Origin of the sequence: Yersinia sp. 1652 StPb PI (assembly GCF_041538345.1) — a bacterium.
Classification (GTDB): Bacteria; Pseudomonadota; Gammaproteobacteria; order Enterobacterales; family Enterobacteriaceae; genus Yersinia; species Yersinia enterocolitica_E.
The window spans coordinates 1321790-1333748 of the sequence record NZ_JAULSM010000001.1; the positions used below are offsets into that span (position 1 = coordinate 1321790).

The window sequence follows — 11959 nt, forward strand, 5'->3', positions numbered from 1 at the left end:
TTATTTGTTTTGTGAGGAATGATTAAAATGGATCACGGTACGGATAGATTTACCTTCATGCATCAAATCGAAGGCTTCGTTGATTTGATCTAACCCCATGGTATGGGTAATAAAATCATTCAGAGCGAATTTACCGTCCAGATATTGCTGCACGATGCCCGGTAACTCGGAGCGCCCTTTGACACCACCAAATGCTGAGCCACGCCATACACGGCCGGTGACCAATTGGAATGGACGGGTTGAAATCTCTTCACCGGCACCGGCAACACCAATGATGACTGATTCGCCCCAGCCTTTATGGCAGCACTCAAGCGCTGAGCGCATAACATTGACGTTACCAATACATTCAAAGGAGAAATCTACGCCGCCATCGGTCAGCTCGACGATCACATCCTGAATAGGTTTATCATAATCTTTCGGGTTAATCAGGTCTGTTGCGCCCAGTTTGCGGGCCAGCTCGAATTTACTGGTATTGAGATCAATGCCAATGATGCGGCTGGCGCCAGCCATTTTCGCCCCAATCACTGCCGATAAACCAATGCCACCCAAGCCGAAGATGGCGACAGTGTCGCCCGGTTTGACTTTTGCTGTGTTCATCACAGCCCCCATGCCGGTGGTGACGCCACAACCGAGCAGACAAACTTCTTCTAATGGCGCTTCTTTATTGATTTTTGCCAGTGATATTTCCGGTACCACTGTCAGTTCAGAGAAGGTTGAAGTCCCCATGTAATGGAAGATCGGCTGGCCATTTTTAGAGAAACGAGTGGTGCCATCAGGCATCAAACCCTTGCCCTGAGTGCTACGGATCGCCTGACACAAATTGGTTTTACCGGAGCGGCAGAATTTACATTCACCGCATTCTGGTGTGTACAGCGGAATGACGTGATCACCCACTGCAACGCTGGTAACACCTTCGCCGATTGCTTCTACAATCCCACCACCTTCATGGCCGAGGATCACTGGGAATATCCCTTCGGGATCTTTGCCTGACAAGGTGTAGGCATCGGTGTGGCATACGCCACTGGCGACAATCCGTACCAGCACTTCGCCTTTCTGCGGTGGCATCAAATCAACTTCTTCAACCGATAGCGGCTGGTTTGGCCCCCATGCGACTGCGGCGCGAGTTTTAATCATCTGCATGGTGTTGCTCCTATAGCTTCTGTGTGATGAGTGTTATATAAATGAATTTTTAATGTATCTAATATGTTGCGTCTGGCTGTCTGGGCGTAAGTCAACATGGTTTGTATAAATTATGGCCGATAAGCGGCAAGCCGTCAGATAAGTCACTGAATTTCAATCTGCTCGATAATCAGTTCTTTTAAGCTGCGGACATTGGGGCTAAAGGCATCTTTACGCCAGATAAGCCAAGTTGCGGTATTGGCAACATCAGCCGGTAAGGCATGAACTTGTACCCGTTCATGGCCCGGCAGTAGCGCCAATACCGAATGGGGTATCAATGCCAGCCCGGCACCACTGGCAACACAGGCCAGCATGGCATGGTAAGACTGGATTTCCATAATATGGCCCGGTAAGACACCGGCCTGACGGAACCAACTCTCCAGGCGCAAGCGGTAAGAGCAACTGGGGCGAAAGGCAAATAGTGTCTCATCCACCGCATCGCGGGCTTGCATAATCGGAGGGTGGTCCAGACAAGAAATGATCACCAGTTGCTCGTCGAAAGAGCGGCACCCGTGCAGTTCATCATGTTGAACTGGCCCATCAACGAGTGCTGCCGCCAGTGTTCCGGCCCGTACCTGTTCAATGATTTCACCCGATGTCCCGGTGATCAGTGATAAGGACACCTGTGGGTAGCGCTGATGATAGGCCGCCAGCAAATTAGGCAGACGGGTGGCAGCAGTGCTTTCCATCGAGCCTAATGGGAAGTTACCCGCCGGTTCGCCAGCATGCGTAATGCGCATTGCCTCTTCGCTTAGCGCCAGAATCCGGTTGGCGTAGCAGAGGAAGTTATGGCCCATCGGGGAGAGCCGCAGGCGCTGTTTTTCACGGATAAACAGGTCGGCACCCAGCTCAACTTCAAGTTGGCGCAGGCGGGTCGTCAAATTTGACGGGACGCGGTGCATCTGCTCCGCTGCCCGGGCAACGGAACCGGTTTCTGCTACACAGCAAAACATGCGTAGCTGGGTCAGGTCCATAGGTGTTCTCTTTTTGTGATGAACTTAATGAGTATTATTCATTTTTTGTGATTCTAATGCTCAGGCATGATATTGGCAACTTTCTTTTAACCGTCTGGCAGGAATTATCTGTCAGCAATCAATGGGCAGGGCAGATGGCATTAAGAATTGCATTAAGTGGTTTTCTCGCGTTAGTGGTGGCGATGGGAATTGGCCGTTTTGCTTTTACGCCGCAAGTGCCGCTAATGATCGCAGAGCATCAGTTCACCCTAACCGGTGCCGGGCTGGTGGCAGCATTTAATTATCTGGGATACCTGTTTGGCGCTTTTGATGCTATGCGCGCCAGCCGCCATGTGGAGCGCCGTTTATGGCTCGGATTGTGGGGGGCGGTAACGCTTACGCTGCTATCCGCAGTAGTTGATGGGCCGTGGTGGCATGGCGTGGTACGTTTTGCCATTGGCTGGGCCAGTGGCTGGTCGATGGTGCTTATCGCCGCCTGGACCAATGAACGTCTGGCCCACTTCGGTCGTCCGGCACTCAGTGCCGCAGTATTTGCCGGGCCGGGCGCGGGCATATTCATCAGCGGTATGTTAGCAGTGGTTATTCATAGCTATGGTTTATCGGCCGCTCAAGCCTGGCTGGTCTATGGTGTATTGGCGTTAGTTATTATTGCCATGATAAGTATTAATCTGCCGCGAAGTGGGGAACTACATCGCCCGCATATTGCGGCGATTCCGCTGACCTTAACGCCAGCACTCAAGCGCCTGGTGTGGAGCTACAGTTTGGCGGGATTCGGTTATATTCTGCCCGCAACATTTTTATCGCAAATGGCAGCAGCGCGCTTCCCAGAGAGCCTGTTTGCCCAGTTTGTCTGGCCGGTGTTTGGTGGCGCGGCGGTGATAGGGATCACTATCGGTATTTTGACCCGCCATTGCCTGAGTTCGCAAACCCGCCTGGCATTAACACTCTGGGTACAGGCATTGGGGGTATTGTGCGCGGAGCTAGTGCCGGGAGTGAGTGGGTTGGCCTTAGGGGCATTACTGACCGGTGGCGGTTTCCTGAGTGTGGTGCAACTTTCATTGCAGCATGGCCGGGAGCTGGCACCGCAACACACCCGCTATATGGCCGGTTTACTGACCACCGGTTATGCTATTGGACAACTGGTTGGCCCAATCTTATCCGCTATCTCAACAACCTTGACTCACCGGTTAGAGCCTGCGCTGTACGTGGCAGTGGTGGCACTGTTCATTGCTGGAGGGTTGGTTATCAAAACGCCACGTCGCGCTCAGGAAACGGTTACCGGTTGATTTACGCTACCGTGGATGCACCAAATGCAACTATTTCATCATGATGTAAATAATGATTCGATATGAATAACAATCACTGGATAATCATTTTGCTCTCAACTAAAGTGAGGAGCAAAATCCGAACGTGATCTACATCATGTTTATACTGTTCGGATGTGTACGCCTGCTGGAGAAAAGAATGTCATCGCTAAGTAAAGAAGCTGAGTTGGTTCATGAGGCATTGCTGGCCCGTGGTCTTGAAACCCCGCTGCGCAAACAAGAGTTAGATGCCCAAACGCGTAAAACCAAGATTCAAGCGCATATGACTGAAGTCATGCAATTGCTGAATCTTGATTTGTCAGACGATAGTCTGGCGGATACGCCAAGACGTATTGCCAAAATGTATGTTGATGAGATTTTCTCTGGACTGGATTACGAAAATTTCCCCAAAATCACCCTGATTCAGAATAAAATGAAGGTCGATGAAATGGTCACGGTACGAGATATCACCCTGACCAGTACCTGCGAACATCATTTTGTCACTATCGATGGTAAAGCCACTGTCGCTTATATTCCCAAAGACAGTGTGATTGGCTTATCTAAAATCAACCGTATCGTGCAGTTCTTTGCTCAGCGCCCGCAAGTGCAAGAGCGGCTGACACAGCAAATCCTGTTGGCACTACAGACACTGTTAGGCACTAATAATGTCGCAGTTTCTATCGATGCAGTGCATTATTGCGTTAAAGCGCGCGGTATCCGTGATGCTACCAGTGCGACCACCACGACATCATTAGGCGGGTTATTCAAATCCAGCCAGAATACACGCCAGGAATTCCTGCGTGCTGTTCGTCATAATAGCTAACGTCACAACGGCTAATTAGCCTTTTCAGAGAGGGTGCCAGTGGGTGCCCGTACACAGGATGTCGGGTATGCGTCAACGCATCGCAACGTTAGACAGTGCGCGAGGGCTGGCCATCCTTGGCATTCTGCTGCTCAATATCAGCGCCTTCGGTCTGTCAAAGGCTGCTTATCTTAATCCGGCCTATCTGGGCCTTCCTTCGCTATCCGATGCCTGGACTTGGGCCATTCTCGATATTGTGGCACAGGCCAAGTTCTTATCTATTTTCGCCATTCTGTTTGGTGCGGGCCTTGAGCTATTACTTAAACGCGGCAAGAGCTGGATTCGGGCGCGACTTTCCTTATTGCTATTACTGGGATTAATTCACGGTATCTTTTTCTGGGATGGAGACATTCTATTTGCTTATGGTTTGATCGGTCTGGTGTGTTGGCGAATGATTCGTGATGCCAAAGATGCCGCCAGTTTGTTGCGTACCGGTGCGGTGCTGTATTTAGTGGGTGTCGCGGTATTGCTGCTACTGGGGTTTATCACCAATGGCGAACCGGGGCGATTTTGGCAGCCGGGGCCTGCGGATCTGCAATATGAGCAATTTTGGAAGTTGCAGGGGGGCATGGAAGCCTGGAAGAACCGGTTAGATCTGTTGTCATCCAATTTGATTGCTATCGGCGCCCAATATGGCTGGGAGCTGGCGGGCTCGATGTTATTTGGTGCTGGGTTAATGCGTTCTGGCTGGCTACGCGGTGATTTTAGCTTGCGGCACTACCGTTTGCTTGCGGCATGTTTGATACCGCTTTCATTAGTTATCCAAATACCGGGGGTGGCACTGCAATGGGCAGTGGGCTGGGATTACCGTTGGAGCGGTTTTTTGTTGCAAGTTCCCCGTGAGTTAGGGGCTCCATTACAGGCTGTGGGCTATCTGGCTCTGCTGTATGGCTTCGGTCCCACAATATCCGGTTGGCGTGTCAATCATTGGTTGGCACAGGTAGGGCGCATGGCTCTGAGTAATTATTTACTGCAAACATTGATATGTACGCTGATCTTCTATCACTTCGGCTTATATCAACAGCTTGACCGCCTACAACTTCTCGCGATTGTTCCACTGGTCTGGCTGTGTAATATCCTATTCTCCCTGCTATGGCTGCATTACTTTGCCCAAGGGCCACTCGAGTGGTTATGGCGAAAATTGACCGCCTATGCTTGCGGTCAATCGTTACAACCACGCAACACTAAGCCCTGAATGCGTCTGTAAAGTAAAAATGATCGAGCGGGTTGCAAATTTGTATGTAAACGTTTTCTTTCTTGTGACGCATTTCACGTGGCAAATTCAACAAACTGGGTAGGATAAGCCACCTGCCATGCCCAGTTCATATCAACACGCGCATGGTTACTTATTCACAGGATAAGGTCATGGCTGCTCTGCATTCATCTGGAAATAGTATCACCATTCGTGATGTGGCCTCGCGGGCTGGCGTTTCGCTGGCTACGGTATCCCGTGTCCTCAATAACAGCGCTGCTATTCGGCCAGAAACGCGCGCCGCAGTGCTGAAAGCGGTGTCAGAACTGGGCTACCGCCCAAATGCTAATGCACAAAAACTGGCAACACAAAGTAGCGATACTGTCGGTGTGGTGGTGATGGATGTCTCTGATCCCTTTTTTGGTGCCTTGGTGAAAGCGGTAGACACCGTAGCCCAACGACATCAAAAATATCTGTTGATTGGTAATAGCTACCACCAGGCCGATAAAGAGCGTCATGCCATTGAAGTGCTACTGCGTCAACGCTGTAATTCATTGGTTGTTCACGCTAAGGCATTGAGTGACGGTGAGTTAATCGCTTTTTTAGATCAGGTTCCAGGTATGGTTCTGATTAATAGGATTATTCCTGGGTTTGAGCACCGTTGTGTAGGATTAGACAATATTAGCGGTGCGCAAATGGCATGCCGTTTACTGCTTAAACAAGGGCACCAACGTATCGGTTTTCTCGGTTCCAACCACCCGATTGATGATGTTATCCAGCGTCAAACGGGTTACCTAAATGCGCTTGAGACCGCCGGTATCACTGCTCCTGACAGTTGGCGAGCATTTGGTACTCCTGATCTGGCTGGGGGGGAGCGTGCCATGATTGACTTGCTGGGTCGCAATTTACAGCTCAGTGCGGTGTTTGCCTATAACGACTCAATGGCTGCTGGTGCGCTGGCGGTGTTGAAAGAAAACGGTATCAGTGTCCCTGAGCAGTTTTCGCTGGTGGGCTTTGATGATATCCCTATTGCCCGCTATACCAGCCCCAAATTGACCACAGTGCGTTATCCTATTGTTTCTATGGCAACTTTAGCCACAGAGCTGGCACTTGAGGGGGCCAGTCATCCGCCAGACCCGCACGCGGCTTATTGTTTTAAACCCACATTGGTACCGCGTCATTCTGTCGCAATTTGTGGGGTCGCTCACTAGTTACGTATTTATTCTTGTGTAACCGTTTTCAATCTGTGAGAAAATTCACAGATTCTTAACAACGGCCCGTCTATGCTCTAGTTGTTTTCTACCTGAATGTATCAATATGTCATCGGTTACCGGATAAAAAAACACACGGTAGCGGGTTTTAGAATAGTGATTTACAAACACGCGTTCCGCAGATGTTGAGTTTGTAAGTGGCATGGTTTTTGACGACTCAGGCGGCTTTCTCGGAGTGGAGTGCGCTCAAGGACGATAGATATTCAGTGTCAGCAGCTTTGAACGATGGGTCTTTCTCACGTTAAGGCGACGGTGTTATCACCCTGTACTACCCTACATAAACCCGGAGATACAAATGAATAAGAAGGTTTTCACATTAGCGACCCTGGTTGCCAGCATGATGTTTGGCGCGGCTGCTCAAGCTGATACCCGTATTGGTGTCACTATTTATAAATATGATGACAACTTTATGTCCGTGGTCCGTAAAGCTATCGAGAAAGATGCTAAAGCATCTCCTGACGTTACCTTACTGATGAATGACTCCCAAAATGACCAGTCCAAGCAAAACGATCAGATTGACGTATTGCTGGCTAAAGGTGTGAAAGGGCTGGCCATTAACCTGGTTGACCCAGCAGCAGCTCCGGTTGTTATTGATAAAGCACGCGGCAACGATGTGCCGATCGTGTTCTATAACAAAGAACCTTCACGTAAGGCATTGGATAGTTACGATAAAGCTTACTATGTAGGGACTGACTCTAAAGAGTCTGGTGTTATTCAGGGTGAGCTGATTGCGAAACACTGGAAAGCCAACCCAGCATGGGATCTGAACAAAGATGGCAAAATCCAATTTGTGCTGTTGAAAGGCGAGCCGGGTCACCCAGACGCCGAAGCACGTACAACTTATGTCATTAAAACGTTGAATGAAAAAGGTCTGCCGACTCAACAATTGCAGTTAGATACTGCAATGTGGGATACCGCGCAAGCTAAAGATAAAATGGATGCCTGGTTATCTGGCCCTAACGCCAACAAGATCGAAGTGGTTATTGCTAACAACGATGCGATGGCGATGGGTGCAGTAGAAGCCTTGAAAGCTCATAACAAAACCAGTATTCCAGTATTTGGTGTTGATGCCTTGCCAGAAGCGTTAGCACTGGTGAAATCAGGCCAAATGGCCGGTACCGTATTGAACGATGCCAACAATCAAGCTAAAGCAACTTTCGATTTAGTTAAAAATCTGGCTGCCGGTAAACCTGCTGCTGAAGGGACTAACTGGAAAATTGAAAACAAAATCGTACGTATTCCGTATGTAGGTGTTGATAAAGATAACCTGGCTGAATTTACTAAATAACAGCCTGTCGTGATAGGTAGTGCCCAAAGCTGTGTCAGTGCTAAGGGTAAAGCAGTAATTATTAACCTTCTGGCCCCGATATTGGGTAACCAGCACCGGGGCAGAAGGTTTTTTGCATTGATCCTTATTTTGAATATGCACTTATCGGCGGATAAGGTATTTATCTCGCAGGTGAGTGGCAATTCTTAGCCAGGTATAACTATGGCCGATATTAATACAGCACAACCCCGTGAGTGGTTGCTGGAAATGAGTAATATCAATAAATCATTTCCAGGTGTAAAGGCGTTAGATAACGTAAATCTTAAAGTGCGGCCAAGTTCGATCCATGCATTAATGGGAGAAAATGGCGCAGGTAAGTCAACGCTATTAAAATGTCTGTTTGGTATCTATAAAAAAGACTCCGGGAGTATTCTCTTTCAGGGGCAAGAAATAGAATTTAAAAGCTCTAAAGAAGCATTAGAGCACGGTGTCTCTATGGTTCATCAGGAATTAAACCTGGTGTTACAACGTACAGTGATGGACAACATGTGGCTGGGTCGTTACCCAACCAAAGGTTTTTTTGTCGATCAAGATAAAATGTACAAAGATACCAAAGCTATCTTTGATGAATTGGATATTGATATTGATCCCCGCGATAAAGTCGCAACATTATCAGTATCTCAAATGCAAATGATCGAGATTGCCAAGGCATTCTCTTATAACGCCAAAATCGTCATCATGGATGAGCCGACCTCTTCATTAACCGAGAAAGAGGTTAATCATCTATTTACGATTATTCGTAAATTGAAAGAGCGTGGCTGCGGCATTGTTTATATCTCTCACAAGATGGAAGAAATATTCCAACTGTGTGATGAAATCACTATTTTGCGTGATGGTCAGTGGATTACTACCCAGCCGCTGGAAGGGCTGACCATGGATCAGATAATCTCAATGATGGTGGGGCGCTCACTGAGTCAGCGTTTCCCTGATCGCCTGAACAAGCCGGGTGAAGTCATTCTGGAAGTGAAAAATCTGACCTCGCTGCGCCAACCCTCGATCCGTGATGTCTCCTTTGATTTGCATAAAGGCGAGATTTTGGGGATTGCTGGCTTGGTTGGGGCCAAGCGCACCGATATTGTTGAAACCTTATTTGGTATCCGCGAAAAAGTGGCCGGGACCATTAAGTTACATGGCAAAAGTATTAATAACCATAGTGCCAATGAAGCCATTAATCATGGGTTTGCACTGGTAACTGAAGAGCGCCGCTCAACCGGGATTTACGCTTATCTCGATGTGGGTTTTAATTCCCTAATCTCTAATATCCGTAACTATAAAAATAAATTTGGGCTGCTGGATAATACGCGCATGAAGAGCGATACCCAATGGGTTATCGATGCGATGCGTGTAAAAACGCCCGGTCACCGTACCAGTATTGGCTCTTTATCCGGTGGTAACCAGCAGAAAGTAATTATTGGCCGTTGGCTACTGACTCAACCAGAAATATTAATGTTGGATGAGCCGACTCGAGGTATTGATGTCGGTGCTAAGTTTGAAATCTATCAGTTAATGACTGAATTAGCGAAGAAAGACAAAGGGATTATTATTATCTCCTCTGAAATGCCTGAGCTACTAGGGATCACTGACAGAATTTTAGTAATGAGTAATGGTCAGGTTGCGGGAATTGTTGATACTAAGCAAACCACGCAAAATGAAATATTACGTCTTGCATCCTTGCATCTCTAATCTAGTCGAAGGTTCTTATTATGAATGCGTTAAATAAGAAAAGTATGCTCACTTACCTTAAAGAGAGCGGGATTTATGTGGTGTTGTTCGTATTACTGGCAATTATTATTGTTAAGGACCCGACGTTTTTAAGTCTGATGAACTTAAGTAACATTCTGACCCAATCATCGGTGCGTATTATTATCGCACTGGGTGTGGCAGGGCTGATTGTTACCCAAGGGACCGACCTGTCAGCCGGGCGTCAGGTAGGTTTGGCGGCGGTAGTTGCGGCGACCATGTTGCAAGCAATGGATAACGTTAATAAAGTTTTCCCTGATTTACACACCGTGCCGATTCCGATTGTTATTTTAACCGTCTGTTTGATTGGTGCGATTATTGGTTTGGTCAACGGTATTATCATTGCTTACCTGAATGTGACTCCATTTATTACTACATTAGGTACGATGATTATCGTCTACGGGATTAACTCCCTGTATTACGATTTCGTTGGCGCATCACCGATTGCAGGTTTTGATCCGGCATTCTCAACCTTTGCTCAAGGGTTCTTGCGGTTTGGTGATTTCAAACTGTCTTATATTACCTTCTATGCTTTGATTGCTATCGGCTTTGTCTGGGTGCTGTGGAATAAAACTCGCTTTGGTAAAAATATTTTTGCCATCGGCGGTAACCCGGAAGCGGCAAAAGTTTCTGGTGTGAATGTGCCACTAAACTTGATCATGATCTATGCCTTGTCCGGTGTGTTCTATGCCTTCGGCGGTATGTTGGAAGCAGGCCGTATCGGTAGTGCGACTAACAACCTTGGCTTTATGTACGAGTTGGATGCGATTGCCGCCTGTGTGGTGGGCGGTGTGTCCTTTAGTGGTGGTGTTGGTACCGTTATCGGTGTAGTGACAGGGGTAATTATCTTTACCGTTATTAACTACGGATTAACTTATATCGGTGTGAACCCTTATTGGCAGTATATTATTAAAGGTGCGATCATTATCTTTGCCGTCGCATTAGACTCACTGAAATACGCTAAGAAGAAATAATCGGTTATTGTGAATTAACGTAACAGCCAGTCAGGGGTAAACCCGGCTGGCTGTTCTGTTATGGGTGTCACTTTTATTCACGTCATTTCGTCATATTTGTCGATATCAATGGCGCTATTGACTCAATGAGCTGGATTGCGCAGATAAATAATCCAATAGGTCAGGCCAACCAATAAACCACCACCAATAATATTGCCGATAGTCACCGGGATTAGATTATCGATAATAAAGTTGTTTAGGGTCAGCGCAGAAAATTGATCCGGGGTAGCATTAATTGATAGCCAGAACTCCGGTGATGCATAATCACGGATGATAATAGCTAATGGGATCAAAAACATATTGGCAATGCTGTGTTCAAAACCGCTGGCGACAAACATGCCGATAGGCAGTAACATCACCACAATTTTATCCGTCAATGTATGGCCGGAATAGCTCATCCATACTGCCAGGCAGACCATTAGATTAGCCAGAATCCCCAAACACACCGCTTCTACAAACGTATGATGTAATTTGTGTTCGGCAGTTTGCAACACATTCAAACCCCATAAACCATTTGCCGCCGTATGCTGACCGGCAAACCAAATCAATGCCACAAAGAACAGTGCGCCAATAAGATTACCGAAATAGACATTCACCCAATTACAGATTAATTGCCGCCAACTGATTTTGCCACTGGCTTTAGCCACCACAATGAGTACTGTGGATGTGAACAAATCAGCCCCACAGATAATCACTAAAATCAGGCCAAGAGAGAAACACAGGCCGCCTACCAACTTCGCCAACCCAAATGCCACCACGCCAGCAGTGCCGGTTGTTGCTGTAATGTAGAAGACAAAAGCGATAGAGATGAATACACCGGCAGTCATGGCTAAATAAAAGGTGGTGGCCGGATTCTTAGTGGCTTTATATATACCAACTTGCTCTGCCAGTTTTGCCATATCAACCGGAAGGCGCAGATCAAAGGGATTTTCAATGCTCATTGATAACTCCTTACTTATTATTTTATCGGTGTAGGGGAATGAAAACTAAATATTAATAAATTATTTTCCTGACCTAAATGTAATGCATTTTTCATACCAGACATTCATTGAGCGGTTTTTATTGTTGCATTTTGTATTTTTCCTAAAATTGTTTTT

10 protein-coding genes are annotated in these 11959 nt (G+C 47.3%); 7 read left to right on the plus strand and 3 right to left on the minus strand.

What is annotated here, in order from left to right; all coding sequences use genetic code 11:
- Both Q2T71_RS06035 and Q2T71_RS06040 read right to left on the minus strand, forming a co-directional pair.
- Entirely contained in the window at positions 1 to 1140 is a 1140-nt protein-coding gene (locus tag Q2T71_RS06035) for an S-(hydroxymethyl)glutathione dehydrogenase/class III alcohol dehydrogenase (RefSeq protein WP_050311956.1), read from the minus strand.
- Positions 1141 to 1283: 143 nt separating this feature from the next.
- On the minus strand, positions 1284 to 2153 hold the full coding sequence (locus Q2T71_RS06040; RefSeq protein WP_372558438.1) for a LysR family transcriptional regulator: 870 nt from the start codon (positions 2151 to 2153) through the stop codon (positions 1284 to 1286).
- A 134-nt stretch (positions 2154 to 2287) separates the two neighbouring features.
- Here Q2T71_RS06040 and Q2T71_RS06045 point away from each other — a divergent pair, with 134 nt between their 5' ends.
- From Q2T71_RS06045 to mglC, 7 genes are all read left to right on the plus strand, one after another.
- Positions 2288 to 3439, plus strand: coding sequence for a YbfB/YjiJ family MFS transporter (locus Q2T71_RS06045; RefSeq protein WP_372558439.1), 1152 nt, complete (start codon positions 2288 to 2290; stop codon positions 3437 to 3439).
- Between the two features lie 178 nt (positions 3440 to 3617).
- Positions 3618 to 4280: a GTP cyclohydrolase I FolE gene (folE, locus tag Q2T71_RS06050; protein ID WP_042569448.1), complete on the plus strand. Its 663-nt coding sequence runs from the start codon at positions 3618 to 3620 to the stop codon at positions 4278 to 4280.
- Positions 4281 to 4347: 67 nt separating this feature from the next.
- Positions 4348 to 5514 carry a DUF418 domain-containing protein YeiB gene (gene yeiB, locus Q2T71_RS06055; protein ID WP_083159389.1) on the plus strand — a complete coding sequence of 389 codons (1167 nt, stop codon included), beginning with the start codon at positions 4348 to 4350 and terminating at the stop codon, positions 5512 to 5514.
- A 170-nt stretch (positions 5515 to 5684) separates the two neighbouring features.
- Positions 5685 to 6722, plus strand: a complete 1038-nt coding sequence (gene galS / locus Q2T71_RS06060) for an HTH-type transcriptional regulator GalS (protein ID WP_372558440.1) — start codon at positions 5685 to 5687, stop codon at positions 6720 to 6722.
- A gap of 355 nt (positions 6723 to 7077) precedes the next feature.
- On the plus strand, positions 7078 to 8070 hold the full coding sequence (gene mglB / locus Q2T71_RS06065; RefSeq protein ID WP_372558441.1) for a galactose/glucose ABC transporter substrate-binding protein MglB: 993 nt from the start codon (positions 7078 to 7080) through the stop codon (positions 8068 to 8070).
- Between the two features lie 201 nt (positions 8071 to 8271).
- On the plus strand, positions 8272 to 9792 hold the full coding sequence (gene mglA, locus Q2T71_RS06070; protein WP_372558442.1) for a galactose/methyl galactoside ABC transporter ATP-binding protein MglA: 1521 nt from the start codon (positions 8272 to 8274) through the stop codon (positions 9790 to 9792).
- A gap of 20 nt (positions 9793 to 9812) precedes the next feature.
- On the plus strand, positions 9813 to 10823 hold the full coding sequence (gene mglC / locus Q2T71_RS06075; protein ID WP_005187595.1) for a galactose/methyl galactoside ABC transporter permease MglC: 1011 nt from the start codon (positions 9813 to 9815) through the stop codon (positions 10821 to 10823).
- Between the two features lie 122 nt (positions 10824 to 10945).
- Here mglC and focA read toward each other — a convergent pair whose 3' ends face one another.
- Entirely contained in the window at positions 10946 to 11803 is an 858-nt protein-coding gene (gene focA, locus Q2T71_RS06080) for a formate transporter FocA (protein WP_372558443.1), read from the minus strand.
- Positions 11804 to 11959 lie beyond the last annotated feature (156 nt).